Below are 21,099 nucleotides of genomic sequence, written 5' to 3' on the forward strand. Positions count from 1 at the left end.
CAACTTTCCAAATTATTTGGCTCGCTCGATTATTTCTACCAATCTCCATCTTTTGTGGCGACTTAATGGACGCGTTTCCATTAGCATCACTTTATCGCCAACATTGGACTGGTTTTTTTCATCATGAGCCATGAAATTTTTTCTGCGCTTAATGAACTTCTTGTAAACGGCGTGACGAACTTGACGCTCGACAGTTACGACTCTTGTTTTATCCATTTTATCACTGACTACCACGCCCTGGATAATCTTGCGACGTCCACGTTTATCTTCCGAAGTTGTATTATTTTCCATTTTCTTGCACTTTCTCCTTTTCACCAGTAAGCTTTCGTAAACCCGACTCACTTTCATGTATCACAGTTTTCATTTGAGCTCTTTCTCTACGAACGATTCTGATTCTTAAAGGATTATTCAATTGACCAAGTGCTTTCTGATAGCGAAGATTACTCATTTCATCTTCCAAATCTTCAAGCCGAAATTGAATTTCATTTAACGAAAGTTCTTTCAATTCATGCTGTTTCATGATAAACCTATTTCTTCTGCAACAATAAATTTTGTTTTAATCGGCAGTTTATGGGATGCCAATCGCATTGCTTCTTTTGCAACTTCCGGAGAAACTCCTTCCATTTCAAATAGAATACGACCAGGTTTAACAACTGCCACCCAAAATTCAGGCGCTCCTTTTCCTTTACCCATTCTAGTTTCAAGGGGTTTTTTGGTGACTGGTTTATCAGGGAATATCCTGATCCATAACTTACCACCTCTTTTAACATGCCTCGTAATCGCGATTCGAGCTGCCTCTATCTGCCGGCTGGATATCCATGCCGGCTCTAGTGATTTTAGAGCATAACTACCGAAACTAATTTCACAACCGACCATGGCTTTGCCGCGCATTCTTCCACGATGTTGTTTTCTGTATTTAACTCTTTTTGGCATTAACATACCGAAGTACTCCTGAAATGAATATTAATCCAGAACAGATCCAATTACTATACCTTTACAAATCCAGACCTTAACTCCAATGGCTCCATAGGTCGTATTTGCAGTAGCAATTGCATAATCAATATCTGCTCGCAAAGTATGCAATGGAATCACACCATCCTTATAACTTTCTCTTCTCGCCATTTCAGCACCGCCCAACCTACCTGAACACTGGATTTTAATACCCTGCGCACCCATTCTCATCGTTGCTGTTATAGCTCTTTTCATTGCCCGTCGAAAAGATATCTTAGCTACCAATTGACGCGCAATATTGTCAGCTACTAGATAAGCATCAAGCTCGGGACGTTTAATTTCATTTACATTAACTTGAACGTCTTTGTTGGTTAGCCGTCGCAATTCTTCCATAAGCTGATCGACTTCCTGGCCTTTACGCCCGATTACGATACCCGGCTTCGCAGTATTTATGATAACAGTTGCACGCTTCGAAGTTCTTTGAATTTCAATAGCTGAAATACCGGCATTCTGTAATCTTTTCCTAATATAGCGCCTTAAAAATATATCTTCTTCCAGAGTAGTAGCAAAATTTCGCTCATCAAACCAATTTGATGACCAATTTTTTATTACGCCAAGTCGGAAACCTATAGGATGTGTTTTTTGACCCAAAATTAATCTACCTCCAATAAATAATTATTCTTCAACACCTACTAATATCTTAATGTGACTTGATCTTCTCCTAATTCTACTAACACGACCCATAGAAGCAGCGCGAAACCGTTTCATAGTGGGACCTTCATCAATTTTGATTTCTTTAATAAACAATAACTCAGGATCAACCTTGCCTGATGAATCTTGATTATTAACCAGGTTAGAAACTGCTGATCTCAATGTTTTTTCCAATGGCCTCGCAGCAGCCTTGGGTGTGAAATGCAAAATATTAATGGCAGAATCCACATTCTTGCCTCGAATTAAGTCCGCAACACGGCGCACTTTTCGTGGAGACATTCGAATATATTTTGTCTGGGCAATTGCTTCCATTGTCAAAATTCTCCAATATCCTATTATTTTCTACCAACAACCTTTTCAGTTTTTTTGCCACTATGTCCTCGAAAGATTCTTGTAGGGGCAAATTCACCTAATTTATGACCGACCATATTTTCAGTAATAAATACAGGAATAAATTTATTCCCGTTATGAACTGCAAGCGTATGTCCAACAAATTCCGGAGGAATTACTGAACGTCTTGCCCAAGTCTTGAGGACTCTCTTTTCACGCGACTGATTCAAAGCATCAATTTTATTCGCTAACTTTTCGTCGATAAAAGGACCCTTTTTAACGGATCGTGGCATAGAAACTCCTTAATCAATCAACCTATTTTCTTTTCTTAACAATATATTTATCCGACTGCTTTTTCTTTCGGGTTTTCCACCCTTTCGTTTTCCATCCCCATGGAGAAGTCGGATGCCTGCCTCCGGAACTTTTTCCTTCGCCACCACCCATGGGATGGTCAACCGGGTTCATAGCAACCCCGCGAACTTTGGGCCTTCTACCAAGCCATCTGCTTGCCCCGGCTTTTCCCAAAACAACCTTTTCATGATCCAAATTCCCCACCTGGCCTATGGTAGCACGACAATTCAAATTAATTAACCGAACCTCACCGGAGGGTAATTTCAAATGAGCGTTTTTACCTTCTTTGGCCATCAATTGCGCATAGGTTCCCGCACTCCTGGCCATTTGTCCGCCTTTGCCAATCTTCATTTCAATATTATGAACGAATGTTCCCAAAGGAATATTACCAAGCAACATGGTATTGCCGATCTTGATCTCAACCTGGTCTCCGGATATTACCGTGTCATCAACTTTTAATCCTTGCGGATAAAGAATATAACGCTTTTCTCCATCGATATAAAACAAGAGTGCAATATAAGCAGATCGATTAGGGTCATACTGAATGGATGCAACCCTAGCAGAGATATTATCTTTATTCCGTTTAAAATCTATAACGCGATACTGTCGCTTATGCCCCCCACCTCTGCGCCGCATGGTAATTCTACCTAAATTGTTACGACCGCCTTTTCTTTTCAAAGGCTCAATAAGAGATTTTTCTCTTTTGGTATCGGTTAGCTCCTCGAATGTGGGAGTCATTCGAAACCGTAAGGAGGGTGTTTTAGGCTTGTATGCTTTTAATGGCATTAAACTACTCCAATCACTCTACGCTCAATCACTACCTTCAACGAAATCAATCGTATCGCCTTCTTTTAAAGATACGATAGCCTTCTTCCATTGGGCACGCTTTCCCTCAAAACGTCCCATTCTTCTTTTTTTCCCACGAACCAACATTGTGCGGACAGACAAAACCGTCACGTTAAACCTTTTTTCAATTGCTTTTTTTATCTCGATTTTATTTATATTTTTAACAATCTCAAATGCGTACTGGTTATTTAATTCAGCAAGATTTGTGATTTTTTCAGTTAACAAAGGCCTTTGAATTATTTGAAAAGTTTTATTCATGCAAACACCTCTTGCAACTTTTTAATTGCATCGTTTTCAACCAATAAAATCTCATTATCGAGCAGGTCATAAGTTGAAGCATTGGTTGCAAGACAAATCGATAAATTGGGAATATTTCTTCCGGAAAGCCACACATTTCTTTTATTTTCGCTTAATAAAACCGTAATTTTTTTTCTTTCAATATCCCAACTTTTCAAAAGATCAAACAAGTCTTTGGTTTTGGGGGTTTCCATTTTAAGATCTTCAATAATTCTAACCGATCCTTCTTTCATTTTATATGAATATGCAGATTTCCTGGCAAGCGCTTTTACTTTCTTATTCACCTTCATATGAAAATTTCTCGGTTGCGGACCAAAAATAGTTCCACCACCGCGCCAAATTGGTGAACGATTAGTTCCGGCTCTGGCAACACCTCGACCTTTTTGTTTCCATGGCTTCTTGCCACCGCCTCGAACCATCGCACGATTTTTTGTAGATGCAATGCCCTCTCTAGAATTTGTCATAACAGATTTTACATCCATATAGATTGCATCATCATTTGGCTCAATCCCAAAAATATCTGCAGGCACATTTACAGCCTTTGCGTTTGTCGTCCCATCATTTTTGTAGAGATCTGCTTTCACCTGAAGCCTCTAGTTTTTCTTAATTTCTACTATATTATTCACAGAACCCGGAACACTTCCTTTTACCAGTACCAGGTTTTGTTCTTGAATAGTTTTAACGATCACAAGGTTTTTTACTGTCCTACGGCTATTCCCGGTTCTTCCGCCCATCTTCATCCCTTTAAAAACTCTTGATGGATAAGAAGACTGACCGATAGATCCAGGTGCACGCAATCGATCACTTTGCCCATGAGTTTTCTGACCACCGGCAAAACCATGTCGTTTCATAACTCCCTGGAAACCCTTTCCCTTGCTCTTGCTCGAAATGGAAACAACATCACCTGGAGTAAAAATACTTGCATCAATTGTCTCACCTAACTGAATTTCTTTATCTAACTCAAAATCACGAAATTCTCTTAAAACATAAGTCGGTTTCACCTTTGCTTTGGCAAAATGACCTAGCAATGGTTTACTAACTCTTGCTTCTTTCTTTTCTTTAAATCCCAACTGGACAGATGAGTAACCATCTGTGCTTTCCGTTTTAATTTGAGTTACATAGCAAGGGCCTACTTCTAACACTGTAACAGGAAAGTCACGCCCCTCCTCATTAAATATTCGCGTCATACCAACTTTGCGACCAAGCAAACCAACCATTTGTTCTTTCCTCTAATTTATCTAACCCGCGTTACACCTTGATTTCAACATCAACACCAGCGGGAAGCTCTAATTTCATAAGAGCGTCAATCGTTTTTGGAGTTGAATTCAAAATGTCGATTAATCGCTTATGAATTCTTGTTTCGAATTGCTCTCTTGATTTTTTATCAACATGGGGTGAACGTAATACAGTATAAACCGATCGCTTAATGGGTAATGGAACCGGACCGGAAATCGCTGCTCCTGTTGATTTTGCAGTTTTAATAATTTTATCCGTGGATTGATCAATCAAGCGATGATCATAAGCTTTTAGTTTGATTCTAATTTTTTGACTTGCCATTTAAATTATCTCCAATATGGGCAGGCGATTAATATTCAATTTACTTTAAAATTTTACTAACGACCCCAGCGCCAACCGTTCTACCACCTTCACGAACCGCGAAACGCAAACCTTCTTCCATAGCAATCTCCGAAATCAGCTCTACCTTCATGGTGATATTATCACCTGGCATCACCATCTCTACGCCATCAGGAAGCTGGATCGAGCCTGTTACATCTGTCGTTCGAAAATAAAATTGAGGACGATAGCCATTGAAAAATGGGGTATGACGGCCACCTTCTTCTTTTGTTAACACATAAACTTCCGCATCAAAATCGGTATGTGGGGTAATCGAACCCGGAATCGCTAACACCATCCCTCGTTCAATCTCGTCCTTATCTACACCCCGAAGCAATAATCCTAAATTATCTCCCGCCATACCTACATCCAACAACTTGCGGAACATCTCCACTCCAGTCACAACCGTTTTACGATTGGCACCCAAACCGACTAACTCTATCTCATCTCCCACATGAATTTTACCACGATCTACACGGCCTGTAGCTACAGTGCCACGACCTGTAATACTAAAAACATCCTCAACCGGCAATAGAAACGGCTTGTCAATCTCGCGCTCGGGAACCGGTATATATTCATCCAAGGCATCCAATAACTTCTGGATTGAATCTGTCGCTTCCGCATCTCCCGGATTCTCCAAAGCTTTTAAAGCACTGCCTTGAATAATGGGTATTTCGTCTCCGGGAAACTCATACTTGCTTAATAGCTCACGTAATTCCAGCTCCACCAACTCCAATAATTCCGGATCATCAACCATATCTACTTTGTTCATATAAACCACGATAAAAGGCACACCAACCTGGCGAGCCAACAAAATATGTTCCCGGGTTTGGGGCATGGGGCCATCTGCCGCACTTACTACCAAAATGGCGCCATCCATCTGGGCTGCACCTGTGATCATGTTCTTAACATAGTCAGCATGACCCGGACAATCTACATGAGCATAATGACGATTTTCCGACTCATACTCAACATGCGCTGTCGCTATCGTTATTCCTCGCTCCCGCTCCTCTGGAGCATTATCTATTGAATCAAATGTCCGAACCTCGGCCAACCCTTTATCGCTCAAATATAAAGTCATCGCTGCTGTTAAGGTTGTCTTCCCATGATCAACATGGCCTATTGTCCCTACATTCACATGGGGCTTCGTACGTTCAAACTTTGCCTTAGACATCGCTTCTCTCCTTTAAATTTCTCTAAAATTAAACTGCAACGTTAGACATATTCATCTTTTCTACCAGCTCGCCTGCCAATCCCTTTGGCAGTGGCTGATAATTTGAAAACTGCATTGAATAAATGGCTCGACCCTGCGTCATGGATCGAAGGGACGTCGCATAACCAAACATTTCACTCAAGGGAACCACCGTGGAAATTACTTGAGCATCACTCCTGGGGACCATTCCAACAATTTTACCTCTTCGCGAATTTATATCACCTAAAACATCACCCATATATTCTTCGGGAACTACGATCTCAACATCCATAATGGGTTCCAATATGACCGGGTTTGCTTTTATAACCGCATCTTTCAAAGCAATGGACCCAGCAGTTTTAAAGGCAATTTCTGACGAATCTACCGGATGAAACGAGCCATCAAGTAATGTTGCCTTAATGTCTACTAAAGGATAACCTGCAATTACTCCATTCCCAAGCGCACCTTTTATTCCGGTTTTTACAGGATTAATAAACTCTCGAGGAATCGCACCACCAAAAATTTTATTTTCAAATACATAACCCTCTCCTTTCTCTGAGGGTCCAAACTCCATTACAACATGAGCGTACTGTCCTCTACCGCCTGTTTGCCGAACAAATTTAGTTTCGACACTTACTTTCTTTGTAATTGTCTCACGATAGGCTACTTGTGGTTTGCCTACATTTCCCTGCACCTTAAACTCTCTTAATAATCTATCAACTAAAATTTCAAGATGAAGCTCCCCCATTCCCGAAATGATGGTCTGTCCCGTTTCTTCATCTACTTTCACCTTGAATGTCGGATCTTCTTCCGCCAGTTTAACGAGGGCTTCAGTTAGTTTATCACTTTCCGCCTTCGTTTTGGGCTCGATTGCTACCCGGATAACAGGATCTGGAAAAACCATTGATTCCAGCACAACAGGATGTCGCTCATCACTAAGCGTATCGCCGGTTCTGGTTTGTTTCAGTCCAACTGCAGCGATAATATCACCGGTGAAGGCTTCTTCCAAATCGGTTCGTTTATTTGCTTGCATCTGTAGAATTCGACCCAATCGTTCTTTCTTACCGGTTACTGTATTCATGATGTAAGATCCAGCTTTAACTTGACCGGAATAGACTCTGAAATAAGTCAGCTTGCCCACATAAGGGTCTGTCATAATTTTAAAAGCAAGAGCAGAAAATGGCTCATCATCACTTGGAGCACGAGTTTCTTCTTTTTTAGATTTTGGATGAATACCCTGAACAGAAGGAATATCCGAAGGTGCCGGTAAATAATCAAGCACTGCATCCAGCAATCGCTGAATCCCTTTATTCTTAAAAGCGGAACCGCAAATGACTGGCGTAAAGGAGCCATCAAGAACAGCTTTTCGAATTGCAGCTTTTATTTCTTGTTCCGAAATCTCTTTCCCGTCTAAATATTTCATCATGATTTCATCGTCGTAATCCGAAATAGCTTCGATCAATTTCTGTCTGTATTCTTGCGCTAACGGAAGCAAGTCATTAGGAATTGAAGTCTCATCCCAATTCACACCAAGAGTATTGTCGTTATACATAACCCCCTTCATTTTAACAAGGTCAATCAAACCGTTAAATAACTCACCGGACCCCATGGGAATTTGAATGGGAACCGGATTTGCTCCAAGGCGTTCTTTTATCATTTTTAATGTGTTAAAGAAATCAGCACCTACACGGTCCATTTTGTTTACAAAAGAAATTCTGGGAACTTGATATTTATCAGCTTGCCGCCAGACAGTTTCTGACTGTGGTTCTACTCCACCAACTGCACAAAACACCGCAACTGCTCCATCAAGAACACGAAGTGACCGTTCAACTTCAACTGTAAAATCTACGTGGCCGGGAGTATCAATAATATTAATGCGATTATCTTTCCAGAAACAGGTGACCGAAGCCGATGTAATTGTAATTCCTCTTTCTTTCTCTTGTTCCATCCAATCCATCGTAGCCGCACCATCATGTACTTCACCCATTCTATGGATTTTTCCAGTATAATACAGTATTCGCTCGGTCGTGGTGGTTTTCCCAGCATCAATGTGCGCCATTATTCCGATATTTCGGGTTTTTTCTATACTGAATTCTCTTGCCATTTACTTCTAAAGCCTTTATTTCTTCTATACATTACTACCATCGGAAATGCGCAAATGCTTTATTCGCTTCTGCCATTTTATGAGTATCTTCACGTTTTTTAATTGTTGCGCCTTCTTTTTTAAACGCATTCAATAATTCTGTAGCCAATCTTTCTGCCATAGTTTTTTCCGGTCGTTGTTTCGCAAATTGAATTAACCACCGCATTGCCAGTGCTATACTTCGATCCATAGCGACTTCCATAGGAACTTGATAGGTAGCACCGCCAACTCTTCTTGATTTAACCTCTAGCAGGGGTCGAGAATGCTCTACAGCTTTCTGAAAGACTTCAAGACTATTCGTATCTGTTTTCTGTTCGATTAAATCGAAAGCATCATAAAGAATATTCTCAGCAGTACTCTTTTTTCCCTTTCTCATAATATTATTCACAAATTTCGCAACCATCTTATTATTATGCTTGGGATCCGGTAAAATCTCTCGCTTGGAAATCCTTTTACGCCTCGACATTTACACTCCAACTTAATCTAAACTCATTATTCATAACATAAAAACTCCCCAAAGATTGGGGAGTTTTAAATTGAAATTGTAATTTGCAAAAAAAATTATTTGCTGTTTTTGGTGCCATACTTCGAACGACCATTTTTTCGGTCTTCGACACCTGCGGAATCTAATGCTCCTCGGATAATATGATATCGGACCCCAGGAAGATCCCTCACCCTTCCGCCACGAATGAGCACAATACTATGCTCCTGTAAATTATGCCCTTCACCAGGTATATATGCAGTGACTTCAATACCATTAGTCAACCTTACACGTGCTACTTTTCGAAGAGCAGAGTTAGGTTTTTTGGGAGTTGTAGTATACACACGCGTGCATACACCTCGCTTTTGCGGGCAAGCCTTTAACGCAGGAACCTTATTTTTCTTTTTAACAACTTTCCGGCCTTTCCGGATTAATTGATTAATAGTTGGCAAATTGCCCTCCAAAAAAAACAGACACTAAACCTAATAAAATAATAACGAGTTGTCAACGATAAATCGCCAATTATTTTACTTCTTTAACTTTAATATTTCTTGTTCTTCTTCAATCATATCTTCTATATTCACAGTAGGTTCTTCTTCAACTTCTTCTTCTTCTTCTTCTTTACCGCTAACATATAGCTCTGAGTAGACTTTCAAACCAGTACCTGCCGGAATTAAATTACCCATAACGACATTTTCTTTTAGCCCATATAGGTTATCCACTTTTCCTGCAATTGCGGCATCTGCCAAAACCCTGGTGGTCTCTTGAAAGGAAGCAGCTGAAATAAAACTCTCCGTTGACAAAGAAGACTTAGTAATACCCAATAATACAGGTTTAAAAGTTGCCGGATGAGGTTGTCTGGCAGTTACTTTTCTTCCATCAATTTTTTCCAACCTTTCATTGATTTGGGCAAATTCATCCGGAGTTATCATTTCACCCGGGAAATATTTTGAGTCTCCAGGATCTGTAATAACGATTTGTTTCATAAGTTTTTCATTATCATTCAGGAACCTGAATTTATCTACCAAATCTCCCTCGAGAAATTGGGTATCTCCTGGATCTTCCACCTTAACTTTCTGCAACATCTGACGCACGATTACTTCAATATGTTTGTCATTGATACGAACACCCTGTAATCGATATACTTCTTGGATTTCGTTAACCAGGTATTCTTGCACCTTATTGGGTCCCAAAATATTTAGAATATCTTGTGGAGCAACTGAACCTTCTGTTAATTTCTCACCTGCTGTAACAAAATCACCTTCATGTACCAACACATGCTTGCCATATGGGACATTGTATGATTTTTCATCAACACCATCATGTGATGTTACTGACATTTTTCGAATACCTTTGCGAATTTCGCCAAATTTAACAACACCATCGATTTCACTGACTATTGCAGGATCTTTTGGCTTCCGGGCTTCAAATAATTCAGCAACTCTTGGTAGCCCACCGGTTATGTCGCGGGTTTTTGCTATCTCACGGGGAATCTTAACCAAAACATCACCAGCCCGAATATTTTGACCATCCTGGCAAATCAAGAAAGCGCCAGTTGGTAAAATATGAGATTCAAAATCCTCACCATTATTATCAACAATAGCAATCTGGGGACTCAATGTTCGACTACGAGTATCTATGATAACCTGTTGTTTTTTACCCGAAGTTTCATCCAATTCTTCTTTATAGGTAACCTTTTCAATCAAATCGCGAAAAACAACCTTACCAGAATTACTGGCTAAAATTGAAACTGAATAAGGATCCCATGAGAAAAGTACATCTCCACGTTGGACTTTATCATTATCTTTAACAAGTACCTTCGCACCATAAGGGACTATTAATTGTGATGTGATACGGTTGTTATCATCAACAATTTTTATCTTGCCATTTCTACGTAATGTTACCTTTGTATCATCCGCTTGATCTATTAAGCGCAAGTTTTCAAATTGAACCGAACCTTCAGACTTCGCGGTTGCACGAGATTGGGCTGCAATTCTGCTTGCGGTACCACCAATATGGAATGTTCTCAGTGTTAGCTGCGTTCCGGGTTCACCGATACTTTGAGCCGCCATAACCCCAACGGCTTCACCTGTTTCAACATTTCTATTGGTTCCCAGGTTTCTTCCATAGCATTTTGTGCACACACCCCGGGGTGCTTCGCATGTAAGCACTGATCTGATATATACGGTTTCAATTCCTGCATCCGAAATACGATCTGCAATATATTCATCAATCAAGGTGCCTGCTTCTGCTAATACCTCGCTTGTTTCGAGATCAAATACATCTTCGACACAAACACGTCCTAAAATTCGATCACGAAGCGGTTCAATAATTTCTTCTCCTTCTTTGAGGTCAGAAATTTTTAACCCCAAAATAGTGCCACAATCGTTTACTGTAATAGTTACGTCTTGTGCAACATCAACCAACCTTCGCGTTAAATATCCTGCATCCGCCGTTTTTAATGCCGTATCGGCAAGACCTTTACGAGCACCGTGAGTTGATATAAAATATTCCAGAACCGACAGACCTTCTTTAAAATTTGCCGTAATTGGTGATTCAATAATTTCGCCGATCGAACCAGTCATTTTCTTTTGTGGTTTTGCCATTAATCCTCGCATTCCTGCAAGCTGGCGTATCTGCTCCTTTGAGCCTCGAGCGCCGGAATCAGCCATCATAAACAGGGGATTAAATCCCTGGTTTGAATCCTTCAAATGATCGAACATTTCTTCTGCAACGGCATTTGTAGCATTCGTCCAAATGTCAATAACCTGGTTATACCGTTCGCCATCTGTAATAACACCCTTTTCATACCTTTTTTGAATTTTATCAACCCGATCATACGCCTTAATAATTATTTCATCTTTAGCTTCTGGTATTTGTACGTCATCTAGTCCAATGGAAACACTAGAACGGGTTGCATAATGAAAACCAACTTCTTTCAATCGATCTAAGAATTTTACTGTTTCATAGTTACCTAATTTCAGGTAGGCCTCGCCAACAATTTCTTCGATTCTTTTTTTGCTAAGGAGTTCATTCACAAAACCAAATCCTTCCGGCACACATTGATTGAAGATCACCCGGCCTGTTGTCGTCTCGATTGACTCGCTTTCCAAAAGAACCTTAATACGGGCATGGAGACCAACTTTATTGTTGTTAAAGGCAATCAACACCTCATCTTTTGAACTGAATGACATTCCTTCACCAAGATCACCACTTTTGGCCTTGGTTAAATAATAGCATCCAATAACCATATCTTGACTTGGAATAGCCAAAGGTTTACCATTTGCCGGTGATAGAATATTGTGACTTGCTAACATTAAAATGGAAACTTCCGCTTGTGCTTCGAAGGAAAGTGGAACATGAACCGCCATTTGGTCACCATCGAAGTCAGCGTTAAAGGCTGCGCAGACAAGCGGGTGAATTCGAATGGCTAGGCCTTCAACCAGGATGGGTTGAAACGCCTGAATACCCAGCCGGTGTAGCGTTGGTGCACGGTTCAACATAACCGGATGGTCTTCAATAATCTCTTCAAGGATATCCCAAACTTCAGGTCCTCTTCGTTCAACCAATTTTTTTGCACTCTTAACAGTCTTTACCATATGGCGCTGAACCAATTTATTAATGATAAACGGTTTGAAGAGTTCTAAAGCCATCTCTTTCGGTAAGCCACACTCGTGCATTTGTAATTCCGGTCCTACCACGATTACGGATCTGCCGGAATAATCTATTCGCTTACCCAAAAGATTTTGACGAAATCGGCCTTGTTTTCCTTTTAACATATCTGAAAGGGATTTAAGCGCTCGATTTCCATCACCTCGCACTGCAATAGATTTTCGCCCATTATCGAGTAAGGAATCTACGGCTTCCTGAAGCATTCGTTTCTCATTCTTAAGGATGACTTCCGGAGCTTTAATTTCCATCAATTTTTTAAGCCGATTGTTCCGAATAATTACCCTGCGGTATAGATCATTCAAATCCGAAGTCGCAAATCTTCCACCTTCTAATGGAACCAGGGGACGTAATTCAGGTGGTATCACTGGTAAAACTGTCAATACCATCCATTCCGGTTTATTTAAACGACCTCCGTCTTTCGGCTTAAAAGCTTCAATGACTTTGAGTCGTTTCATCACTTCGGTCTTTCTTTGCTGTGATGTTTCTGTTCGAGCTTGTTCCCGAAGAGTTGGTGACAAAGAGACTACATCAACGATCCGCAACATATCTAAAATTGCCTCACCACCGGTTTTGGCAATAAATCTATCTTCGCTTCCTGGCTCTTCTTCGCTGAGGATACTGTAGTATTCATCCTCATCAATTAACTGTTTTTCTTTAAAGTCTGTTTTACCGGGTTGCAGGATAATATAAGATTCATAATAAATAATCTTCTCAAGATCTTTTATTGAAATTCCAAGTATGTAACTGATTTTTGATGGTAGAGACTTCCAAAACCATATGTGCACTACAGGAACAGCCAGAGTAACATGACCCATCCGTTCCCTACGCACACCCTTGGTGGTTACTTCAACACCACAACGATCACAGACAATTCCTTTGTAACGAATCCGTTTGTATTTACCACAATGGCATTCATAGTCTTTTACAGGCCCAAAGATCTTTTCACAGAAAAGACCATCTTTTTCAGGCTTGTAAGACCGATAGTTTATCGTTTCCGGTTTTAAGACTTCGCCATTGGAACGTTCTAAAATCTTATCTGGCGATGCCAAACCAATAGACAGCCTGGTAAATCTTTTCCAGCCGATTCTACTCACTTCTTTATTTATATTTATCAAGGGTAAACCTCCATAAGATTATGGTGTTCCCAAATCATTTACTCTAATTCAACATCTAAGCCAAGGCCTTGGAGTTCTTTTAATAGCACATTAAAAGATTCCGGAACACCAGGCTCGGGTAAATTTTCACCTTTTACAATTGCTTCATAGGCTCGCGAACGGCCTTTGACATCGTCCGCTTTTACTGTAAGAATTTCCTGCAACGTATGAGCCGCTCCATAAGCTTCCAGTGCCCATACTTCCATTTCACCAAATCTTTGACCACCAAACTGCGCCTTCCCTCCCAGGGGTTGCTGTGTAATTAGTGAATAAGGCCCTATTGACCGAGCATGAATTTTATCTTCTACTAGATGGGATAGTTTCAATATATAAATATACCCAACCAGTGCTTCCTCGTCAAATGGTTCTCCGATCCGGCCATCAGATAACTTAATTTTACCGGATTCAGGCAGGCCTGCTCTTCTCAATTCTTCCTTGACTTCATCAATACTAGCGCCATCAAATACCGGCGACGCATATTTGATCCCCAATTCATTTCCAGCCCAGCCTAATATAGTTTCCAAGATCTGACCGAGATTCATACGTGATGGTACACCCAGTGGATTTAACACGATATCTACAGGAGTTCCATCCGGTAAAAACGGCATATCTTCAATCGGAACGATCTTCGCAACTACACCTTTATTTCCGTGGCGGCCAGCCATTTTATCACCAACCATTAGTTTCCTTTTTTTGGCAACATAGACTTTTACTTTTTGAACGATTCCTGGAGCTAAATCATCCCCAATTTGGATCTTTAGCTTCTCCCTCTCAGCGCGTTCATATAACCCATTCAGTTTACTATGAAACTTCTCATAGATAAGAGTTACTAATTCGTTTATCTTTTCATCTTTTGTCCAAGGCACCGATGGGTTAACTCTATCAAAATTGATTTTTAATAAGCTTTTTTCTGTCAAGGAAACTCCATCCCGAACTAAAACCTTTGCATCAATCTCGTCTCTTATGCCTGCAGAAACCTTGCCATCAAGGATAGAAAGCAACTTTTTGTTACGGACATTTCGTAATCGTTCTTCGCTTTCCAAAAGCTTTCGATCGATTTCTTCGAGCTGCTTTTTCTCCCTAGTTTTAGATTTTGAATCTTTCTTCTTTCTTGAGAAAAGCCTGCTCTCTACAACAACGCCTTTCATTCCAGGAGGGGCTTTAAGAGATGCGTCTTTTACATCGCCAGCTTTATCACCAAAAATGGCTTTTAATAATTTTTCTTCCGGAGTAGGCTCTGTTTCGCCTTTTGGTGTAACTTTCCCAACGAGAATATCATCTGCTTTAACTTCTGCACCATTACAAATAATCCCATTTTCATCGAGATCTTTTATCGCTTCTTCGCTGACATTGGGAATCTCACGAGTGATTTCCTCTTCACCTCTTTTTGTGTCTCGAACTTCAATATCAAACTCTTGGATATGAATGGATGTATACACATCATCCCGCACAACTCTTTCTGAAATAACTATCGCATCTTCAAAATTGTAGCCATACCAAGGCATAAAGGCCACCAACACATTTTTTCCAAGGGCCAATTCGCCATTATCCGTTGCACAACCATCAGCAAGGACATCTCCCTTTTCAACCTTCTGGCCTAACGAAACTATTGGTCTCTGGTTAATCATGGTATCTTGATTGGTGCGGGAAAATTTTTTAAGATAGTAAGTAACGGTATCTTCTTCATCAAAATCTAAAATTTGTTGGAGACTTAATTTACCGTCTTTTTTCTGGCGTTTTCTAATAACAATCTTAGTAGCATCAAGGTGCTCCACTTTTCCATCATATTCAGATATCAGAAGTGTTCGAGAATCTCTTGCAACTTTTGATTCAATACCTGTTCCAACAATCGGTGAATCTGTGATTAGCATTGGAACTCCCTGACGTTGCATGTTGGAGCCCATCAAAGCGCGATTCGCATCATCATGTTCTAAAAATGGAATTAAAGCGGCTGCCACACTCACCATTTGGGTTGGCGAAACGTCCATGTAATCTACTTTTTCAGGTGGAACGATTGGAAATTCTCCTCTGAACCTCGCTTTAACCCTATCATTAACAAATTTCCCACTTTCATCAACCGGCGCATTAGCTTGTGCAATTACAAATCGATCTTCATCATCGGCTGAAAGGTATTCAATATTCTTTGATATAACCCCATTTTCAACTTTAAGATAAGGAGTTTCCACAAATCCAAAATCGTTGATCCTCCCATAAGTCGTTAGTGAGGAAATAAGACCGATATTTGGACCTTCCGGTGTTTCCACAGGGCAAAGTCTTCCGTAATGGGTATAATGAACATCTCGAACTTCAAATCCAGCTCGCTCTCTAGTAAGTCCGCCTGGGCCTAAAGCGCTTAACCTTCTTTTGTGAGTAAGTTCAGCCAGGGGATTGGTTTGATCCATAAATTGAGAAAGTTGACTTGTCCCAAAAAATGTATTGATAACTGATAAAATAGTTCGTGCATTGACCAAGTCTTGGGGAGTTACCTTATCTTGATCCCTCAGGTTCATTCTTTCTTTTATCATTCTTGTCATTCGTGAAAAAGCAACATTCATTTGAGCTGCCAATTGCTCTCCGACAGTTTTAACACGACGATTCCCTAGATGATCGATATCATCAGGAGATCTACGACCTGAGTGAAGCTCAATTAAACATTTGAGAATTGCGACAATATCTTCACGCGTTAATACTGTGGTTGATTCATCAATGTCTAGGCTCAACTTTCGATTCATACGATAACGGCCTACTTCTCCTAAATCATATCTTTTAGGATTAAAGAATAATCGATCAATGAGAGCCTTTGCTGCTTCAGCATCCGGGGTATCTCCTGATCTAAATTGGAGATAGATCATTTCCAACGCAGCTTTTTGAGATTCAGTTGTGTCCTTAACAAGGGTGTTGCTGATCAGTTGAGGTGTGCCGTATTCGGATTCATGGACAACCTTTAATGTTTTTAGTTTGAGATGTTTAATTTTTTCCAACATCTCATCATTAATTTCGGCGCCCTTTTCAACTAAAATTTCTCCAGTAGTAACATCCACGATATCGCCAAATATCTTCTTGCCGAAACTATCCACCTTTTGCTTACCGGTTATTTTAACCACATCGATCATGTCGAATAATTCTAACAAATCCTCATCTGTGGAATAACCCAAAGCTCTTAGTAAAATGGTTACCGGGAATCTTCTTCTTCGGTCGATATAAACATAAATGATGTCATTAATATCCGTTGCGAATTCAATCCAGGAGCCTCTAAATGGAATCACACGAGCTGAATACAAACTTGTTCCATTGGGATGTTTGGATTCGTCAAAGAACACACCAGGAGATCGATGCAATTGACTGACAACAATTCGCTCTGCACCATTTATAATAAAAGTTCCGGTTTTTGTCATCAAAGGAATATAACCCAGGTAAACCACCTGCTCGATCGTGTCCGTATACACACCTTCTTCCCCGCTTTCTTTATCTTTTGAAGAGAGTCTTAGCTTGGCTTTAAGCGGAACGGAATAAGTAACACCCCGTTCCTTACATTCCGCTTCTGTATAACGTGGGTTCTCTATATAATATTCGACAAACTCAAGGATGTAGTTTCCACGAGTATCAGAAATTGGAAACACATTTCTAAAGACATTTTCCAAACCCTTATCTAGTCGTTTTGATGGTGACATTTTTGATTGTAAAAAATTTTCAAAGGATATCAATTGAACATCTAAAAAATCAGGCATTTCTGAGTAAACCGGGATTTTTGCGAATGACTTACGGCCATTACTGGAATTATTCATATATTCCCATCAAATTTTCAATAATTAATATTTAGTTATTTTATTTATAAGATAGCTTTACTTTAATTCAGCAGTAGCACCGACATCTTCAAGTTCTTTTTGAACCTTTACAGCTTCATCCTTGGCAATGCCTTCTTTCACCTTACTAGGAGCTTCGTCAACCAAATCTTTTGCTTCTTTAAGCCCAAGTCCTGTAAGAGTTCTTACAACTTTAATGACCTGGATTTTATTGCTACCAAAACTAGTTAGGACAACATCAAATTCGGTTTGTTCTTCTACTTCAGCTTCGGCTGCGGCTCCACCACCACCAGCAGCAGGCATTGCCATCGCCATAGGCGCTGCTGCTGTAACACCGAATTCTTCTTCCAGTGTTTTAACCAATTCAGATAGTTCCATCACAGTCATATTCTTCACAGATTCAATGATCTCTGCAACCTTAGAACCACTGTCTGCCTTCTTTACTTTCGTTGCTTTTTTTGTTTCTTTTTTTTCTTCAACAGCAGCTTCATCTGTTTTTTCAGCCATTTCGCAACCTCCATTAATGTTAAAAAAGTTAGTTGTTTTCTTTTTCTTTTTGTATTGCAGCTAATGTGCCAACAAACTTTTGCAAAATATTGTTTAAACCTCGGACAAAATTACTAATTGGCGCATTTAATCCACTAACAAAATTAGCTATCAATTGATCCTTCGATGGCAAGTCAGCTACTTTTCTAGCATCCTCGCCGGAAAATAAATGTTCATCAAACCAAATTGCTTTGATTTTTGGTTTTTCCGTTTTTTTGCTGAAATCCAAAATAACCCGTACTGGTGTTCCGGGATCATCATATCCAAAAGCAAAACCTGTAGGTCCTTCCAAATAATCGAGCAACTCGGTATATCCCAGGCTTTTCAACGAAATCCTGGCAAGTGTATTTTTAACGACTCTATAGTCAATCGATTGCTCGCGAAATTTTCTTCTGAGTTCTGTAATTTCTTCAACGTTCAAACCTGTAAAATCGGCCATTACAATACATGAAGCTTTTTCAGCCGCTTTCCTTGTAGCTTCAACAATGGCTACTTTTTCCGGTCTTGGCATATTTTTTCCTAACTCCTTTACATTACATGTTTATTCATACAAACTAACGAAGCTCAGCCATAACCAAACTTCGGTCAAGCTTAATTCCAGGACTCATTGTAGAAGAAAGAGAAACACTTTGCAAATATTGGCCTTTTGCAGATGCGGGTTTCAATCGTAGCACTGTTTCAATAAATACCTTTGTATTTTCCAGTAATTTCTGCTCATCAAAAGAGGCTTTACCTACGGAAACATGAAGAATACCATACTTATCAACACGAAATTCAATGCGTCCGGCTTTCACTTCTTTCACTGCAGAACCCACATCCATTGTTACGGTCCCACTCTTTGGATTAGGCATTAGACCTTTTGGACCTAGCAGCTTACCTAGTTTTCCAACGTCACTCATGACGTCCGGGGTGGCTATAATAACATCTGTCTCCGTCCATCCGTCTTTTATTTTTTGAATATAATCCTCGAACCCTACCATATCGGCACCAGCTTCTTCAGCTTCCTTGGCTTTAGGCCCCTTGGCTAAAACCAATACACGAACCGTCTTGCCAATACCGTGTGGTAATGAAACTGTTCCGCGAACCATTTGATCGGATTTACGAGGATCGACACCAAGTCGAATAGCCATTTCAATTGATTCATCGAACTTTGCAGTTGCATTCCGTTTGACAATCTTAATGGCTTCCTCTAAGCCAATTTCTTGTTCGGTTCCTAATGATTTAACTATATTATTGTATCGTTTACTTCTTTTCATATTTACCTCGAGAATACTCTTTCACAATAAAAATAACTTATTCATCTACCACTATACCCATGCTGCGGGCAGTACCTTTTATCATCAACACCGCTGCATCAATATCATTCGCATTTAAATCCGGCATTTTCAATTCGGCGATCTCTTTAACTTGATCTAAAGTTACATTACCTACTTTTTCTTTATTTGGCTCACCCGATCCTTTTTCCAAACCGGCTGCTTTCTTTAAAAGTACAGCTGCAGGCGGTGTTTTTGTGATAAAAGAAAATGATCGATCAGCATATACAGTTATAACCGCCGGGATGATTAATCCTTGTTTATCTTGTGTCTTGGAATTAAACGCTTTACAAAACTCCATTATGTTTACACCATGCTGACCCAACGCCGGACCTACCGGGGGTGAAGGAGTAGCACTTCCTGCCGGTAGCTGTAACTTAATCAACCCAATTACTTTTTTTGCCATAATATCACCTAGTTTACTGTTCTATTTCTACTTGAAGGAAGTCCAACTCTACCGGTGTAGAACGCCCAAAAATACTTACCATAACTTTTAATTTTTGCTTTTCCTCATTTACATCATCTACTTTCCCGGTAAAATCCGTAAACGGGCCATCAATAACTCGTATAGGATCACCCACGGTGAAAGGAGTATCCAATATCTTCTTATCTTTACTGGCTTCCAATCGTCCTATTATTCGATCGACTTCTTCCTGGCGAAGTGGTTGGGGATTATACGTATTACCAACAAAATTTGTAATCCCTGGAATATTCCTTACAAAATCCAATACATCTTTATCCGCCACTAAAAGAATCAGGATATAACCTGGGAAAAATACTTTATTTTTTAATCTTTTTTTCCCTTCACGCATTTCAATAACTTCTTCAGATGGAACTAACACTTCTGAAATTTTCTCTCCAAAATCCGAATTATCAATCTCGTTCTCAAGATAAAGCTTTACTTTCTTTTCATGCCCGGATAGCACATGAGCTACAAACCATTTATGTTCCACGAAAGCTTTCCTTATCCTTTAGAAACCATAAAATAAATCAAACAAATATTTAAGTATATTATCTATAATGAATGTAAAAACAATGAAAGCGAAACTTACAACCATTATAACCTTGGTAGAACTTCGCAACTCCTCTCTGGAAGGCCACGAAACCCGAGTCATCTCTGTTCTTACCTCTTGAATAAAAGAAGCAATCTTTTTAAACATAACAATCCCGAATTCTCATTTTTTTTGATTCAACCTCAGAATACATTCAACACTAGCAGGCCTGGAGGGATTCGAACCCACAACACCCGGATTTGGAGTCCGGTGCTCTAGCCGTTCGAGCTACAGGCCTGTATTCATACATTCCAATCAACGAGTTTCTTTATGATTTGTATGTTTATTACAACGCGGACAATATTTTTTATATTCAACACGCTGTGTGTGTATTCGTTTATTTTTCGTACCGGTGTAATTCCGCTCTTTACATGAAGTACATTCTAAAATAATATTATCACGCATATTGCTTCTCACTTACTTTAAAATTTTACTAACGACCCCAGCGCCAACCGTTCTACCACCTTCACGAACCGCGAAACGCAAACCTTCTTCCATAGCAATCTCCGAAATCAACTCTACCTTCATGGTGATATTATCACCTGGCATCACCATCTCTACGCCATCAGGAAGCTGGATCGAGCCTGTTACATCTGTCGTTCGAAAATAAAATTGAGGACGATAGCCATTGAAAAATGGGGTA

The 21,099-nt window shown here is 39.9% G+C and carries 25 protein-coding genes and 1 tRNA gene; all 26 read right to left on the reverse strand.

The annotated features are described in order from the left end of the window. Nucleotides 1–12: 12 nt before the first annotated feature. A complete protein-coding gene (gene rpsQ / locus IIC38_08520; protein MCH8125990.1) occupies nt 13–291 on the reverse strand; it encodes a 30S ribosomal protein S17 in 279 nt (92 codons plus the stop codon). After that, nucleotides 281–520 carry a 50S ribosomal protein L29 gene (gene rpmC / locus IIC38_08525; GenBank protein ID MCH8125991.1) on the reverse strand — a complete coding sequence of 80 codons (240 nt, stop codon included), beginning with the start codon at nt 518–520 and terminating at the stop codon, nt 281–283. The genes rpsQ and rpmC overlap by 11 nt, the downstream gene beginning before the upstream one ends. Then, complete coding sequence (gene rplP, locus IIC38_08530) at nt 517–939, reverse strand: 50S ribosomal protein L16 (protein ID MCH8125992.1); 423 nt, start codon at nt 937–939, stop codon at nt 517–519. The genes rpmC and rplP overlap by 4 nt, the downstream gene beginning before the upstream one ends. Nucleotides 940–963: 24 nt before the next feature. Beyond that, a complete protein-coding gene (gene rpsC / locus IIC38_08535; protein MCH8125993.1) occupies nt 964–1,602 on the reverse strand; it encodes a 30S ribosomal protein S3 in 639 nt (212 codons plus the stop codon). A gap of 24 nt (nt 1,603–1,626) precedes the next feature. After that, on the reverse strand, nt 1,627–1,974 hold the full coding sequence (gene rplV, locus IIC38_08540) for a 50S ribosomal protein L22 (protein MCH8125994.1): 348 nt from the start codon (nt 1,972–1,974) through the stop codon (nt 1,627–1,629). Between the two features lie 23 nt (nt 1,975–1,997). Further along, nucleotides 1,998–2,285: a 30S ribosomal protein S19 gene (rpsS, locus tag IIC38_08545; GenBank protein MCH8125995.1), complete on the reverse strand. Its 288-nt coding sequence runs from the start codon at nt 2,283–2,285 to the stop codon at nt 1,998–2,000. A gap of 22 nt (nt 2,286–2,307) precedes the next feature. After that, nucleotides 2,308–3,129, reverse strand: coding sequence for a 50S ribosomal protein L2 (gene rplB, locus IIC38_08550; protein ID MCH8125996.1), 822 nt, complete (start codon nt 3,127–3,129; stop codon nt 2,308–2,310). 24 nt (nt 3,130–3,153) lie between these two features. Next, nucleotides 3,154–3,447 (reverse strand): 50S ribosomal protein L23, encoded by a 294-nt coding sequence (locus IIC38_08555; protein MCH8125997.1) that lies wholly within the window; start codon nt 3,445–3,447, stop codon nt 3,154–3,156. Then, a complete protein-coding gene (gene rplD / locus IIC38_08560; GenBank protein MCH8125998.1) occupies nt 3,444–4,070 on the reverse strand; it encodes a 50S ribosomal protein L4 in 627 nt (208 codons plus the stop codon). Before rplD ends, IIC38_08555 begins: the two co-directional genes overlap by 4 nt. Nucleotides 4,071–4,079: 9 nt before the next feature. After that, nucleotides 4,080–4,703 carry a 50S ribosomal protein L3 gene (gene rplC / locus IIC38_08565; GenBank protein ID MCH8125999.1) on the reverse strand — a complete coding sequence of 208 codons (624 nt, stop codon included), beginning with the start codon at nt 4,701–4,703 and terminating at the stop codon, nt 4,080–4,082. A gap of 31 nt (nt 4,704–4,734) precedes the next feature. Continuing rightward, nucleotides 4,735–5,043 (reverse strand): 30S ribosomal protein S10, encoded by a 309-nt coding sequence (gene rpsJ / locus IIC38_08570; protein MCH8126000.1) that lies wholly within the window; start codon nt 5,041–5,043, stop codon nt 4,735–4,737. A gap of 40 nt (nt 5,044–5,083) precedes the next feature. After that, a complete protein-coding gene (tuf, locus tag IIC38_08575) occupies nt 5,084–6,274 on the reverse strand; it encodes an elongation factor Tu (protein MCH8126001.1) in 1,191 nt (396 codons plus the stop codon). A 28-nt stretch (nt 6,275–6,302) separates the two neighbouring features. Next, on the reverse strand, nt 6,303–8,396 hold the full coding sequence (gene fusA / locus IIC38_08580; GenBank protein MCH8126002.1) for an elongation factor G: 2,094 nt from the start codon (nt 8,394–8,396) through the stop codon (nt 6,303–6,305). Nucleotides 8,397–8,430: 34 nt separating this feature from the next. Continuing rightward, nucleotides 8,431–8,901 carry a 30S ribosomal protein S7 gene (rpsG, locus tag IIC38_08585; protein MCH8126003.1) on the reverse strand — a complete coding sequence of 157 codons (471 nt, stop codon included), beginning with the start codon at nt 8,899–8,901 and terminating at the stop codon, nt 8,431–8,433. Between the two features lie 95 nt (nt 8,902–8,996). After that, a complete protein-coding gene (locus tag IIC38_08590; GenBank protein ID MCH8126004.1) occupies nt 8,997–9,368 on the reverse strand; it encodes a 30S ribosomal protein S12 in 372 nt (123 codons plus the stop codon). Nucleotides 9,369–9,443: 75 nt separating this feature from the next. Then, nucleotides 9,444–13,694 (reverse strand): DNA-directed RNA polymerase subunit beta', encoded by a 4,251-nt coding sequence (gene rpoC / locus IIC38_08595; protein MCH8126005.1) that lies wholly within the window; start codon nt 13,692–13,694, stop codon nt 9,444–9,446. Nucleotides 13,695–13,741: 47 nt separating this feature from the next. Then, a complete protein-coding gene (gene rpoB, locus IIC38_08600) occupies nt 13,742–17,527 on the reverse strand; it encodes a DNA-directed RNA polymerase subunit beta (protein ID MCH8126006.1) in 3,786 nt (1,261 codons plus the stop codon). A 57-nt stretch (nt 17,528–17,584) separates the two neighbouring features. After that, entirely contained in the window at nt 17,585–18,052 is a 468-nt protein-coding gene (gene rplL, locus IIC38_08605) for a 50S ribosomal protein L7/L12 (protein MCH8126007.1), read from the reverse strand. A gap of 28 nt (nt 18,053–18,080) precedes the next feature. Then, nucleotides 18,081–18,602: a 50S ribosomal protein L10 gene (locus IIC38_08610; GenBank protein ID MCH8126008.1), complete on the reverse strand. Its 522-nt coding sequence runs from the start codon at nt 18,600–18,602 to the stop codon at nt 18,081–18,083. 43 nt (nt 18,603–18,645) lie between these two features. Next, nucleotides 18,646–19,347 carry a 50S ribosomal protein L1 gene (locus IIC38_08615; GenBank protein MCH8126009.1) on the reverse strand — a complete coding sequence of 234 codons (702 nt, stop codon included), beginning with the start codon at nt 19,345–19,347 and terminating at the stop codon, nt 18,646–18,648. Between the two features lie 37 nt (nt 19,348–19,384). Further along, nucleotides 19,385–19,810: a 50S ribosomal protein L11 gene (gene rplK, locus IIC38_08620; protein ID MCH8126010.1), complete on the reverse strand. Its 426-nt coding sequence runs from the start codon at nt 19,808–19,810 to the stop codon at nt 19,385–19,387. Between the two features lie 13 nt (nt 19,811–19,823). Beyond that, nucleotides 19,824–20,357, reverse strand: coding sequence for a transcription termination/antitermination factor NusG (nusG, locus tag IIC38_08625; protein MCH8126011.1), 534 nt, complete (start codon nt 20,355–20,357; stop codon nt 19,824–19,826). Between the two features lie 18 nt (nt 20,358–20,375). Continuing rightward, nucleotides 20,376–20,564, reverse strand: coding sequence for a preprotein translocase subunit SecE (gene secE / locus IIC38_08630; GenBank protein MCH8126012.1), 189 nt, complete (start codon nt 20,562–20,564; stop codon nt 20,376–20,378). A gap of 56 nt (nt 20,565–20,620) precedes the next feature. Continuing rightward, nucleotides 20,621–20,694, reverse strand: a tRNA-Trp gene (locus tag IIC38_08635). A gap of 17 nt (nt 20,695–20,711) precedes the next feature. After that, the gene (rpmG, locus tag IIC38_08640) at nt 20,712–20,861 is read right to left on the reverse strand and encodes a 50S ribosomal protein L33 (GenBank protein ID MCH8126013.1); all 150 of its coding nucleotides are present in this window, start codon (nt 20,859–20,861) and stop codon (nt 20,712–20,714) included. 12 nt (nt 20,862–20,873) lie between these two features. Then, a partial coding sequence (gene tuf, locus IIC38_08645; protein ID MCH8126014.1) for an elongation factor Tu occupies nt 20,874–21,099 on the reverse strand: 226 nt, incomplete at its 5' end.

This window comes from candidate division KSB1 bacterium (assembly GCA_022566355.1).
GTDB lineage: Bacteria > Zhuqueibacterota > JdFR-76 > JdFR-76 > DREG01 > JADFJB01.

What these genes read in the sequence shown, in the direction of transcription:
- rpsQ (MCH8125990.1), bottom strand. Translation starts at nt 291, where the DNA reads ATGGAAAATAATACAACTTCGGAAGATAAACGTGGACGTCGCAAGATT.
- rpmC (MCH8125991.1), bottom strand. Translation starts at nt 520, where the DNA reads ATGAAACAGCATGAATTGAAAGAACTTTCGTTAAATGAAATTCAATTT.
- rplP (MCH8125992.1), bottom strand. Translation starts at nt 939, where the DNA reads ATGTTAATGCCAAAAAGAGTTAAATACAGAAAACAACATCGTGGAAGA.
- rplV (MCH8125994.1), bottom strand. Translation starts at nt 1,974, where the DNA reads ATGGAAGCAATTGCCCAGACAAAATATATTCGAATGTCTCCACGAAAA.
- rpsS (MCH8125995.1), bottom strand. Translation starts at nt 2,285, where the DNA reads ATGCCACGATCCGTTAAAAAGGGTCCTTTTATCGACGAAAAGTTAGCG.
- rplB (MCH8125996.1), bottom strand. Translation starts at nt 3,129, where the DNA reads ATGCCATTAAAAGCATACAAGCCTAAAACACCCTCCTTACGGTTTCGA.
- IIC38_08555 (MCH8125997.1), bottom strand. Translation starts at nt 3,447, where the DNA reads ATGAATAAAACTTTTCAAATAATTCAAAGGCCTTTGTTAACTGAAAAA.
- rplC (MCH8125999.1), bottom strand. Translation starts at nt 4,703, where the DNA reads ATGGTTGGTTTGCTTGGTCGCAAAGTTGGTATGACGCGAATATTTAAT.
- rpsJ (MCH8126000.1), bottom strand. Translation starts at nt 5,043, where the DNA reads ATGGCAAGTCAAAAAATTAGAATCAAACTAAAAGCTTATGATCATCGC.
- tuf (MCH8126001.1), bottom strand. Translation starts at nt 6,274, where the DNA reads ATGTCTAAGGCAAAGTTTGAACGTACGAAGCCCCATGTGAATGTAGGG.
- fusA (MCH8126002.1), bottom strand. Translation starts at nt 8,396, where the DNA reads ATGGCAAGAGAATTCAGTATAGAAAAAACCCGAAATATCGGAATAATG.
- rpsG (MCH8126003.1), bottom strand. Translation starts at nt 8,901, where the DNA reads ATGTCGAGGCGTAAAAGGATTTCCAAGCGAGAGATTTTACCGGATCCC.
- rpoB (MCH8126006.1), bottom strand. Translation starts at nt 17,527, where the DNA reads ATGAATAATTCCAGTAATGGCCGTAAGTCATTCGCAAAAATCCCGGTT.
- rplL (MCH8126007.1), bottom strand. Translation starts at nt 18,052, where the DNA reads ATGGCTGAAAAAACAGATGAAGCTGCTGTTGAAGAAAAAAAAGAAACA.
- IIC38_08610 (MCH8126008.1), bottom strand. Translation starts at nt 18,602, where the DNA reads ATGCCAAGACCGGAAAAAGTAGCCATTGTTGAAGCTACAAGGAAAGCG.
- IIC38_08615 (MCH8126009.1), bottom strand. Translation starts at nt 19,347, where the DNA reads ATGAAAAGAAGTAAACGATACAATAATATAGTTAAATCATTAGGAACC.
- rplK (MCH8126010.1), bottom strand. Translation starts at nt 19,810, where the DNA reads ATGGCAAAAAAAGTAATTGGGTTGATTAAGTTACAGCTACCGGCAGGA.
- secE (MCH8126012.1), bottom strand. Translation starts at nt 20,564, where the DNA reads ATGTTTAAAAAGATTGCTTCTTTTATTCAAGAGGTAAGAACAGAGATG.
- rpmG (MCH8126013.1), bottom strand. Translation starts at nt 20,861, where the DNA reads ATGCGTGATAATATTATTTTAGAATGTACTTCATGTAAAGAGCGGAAT.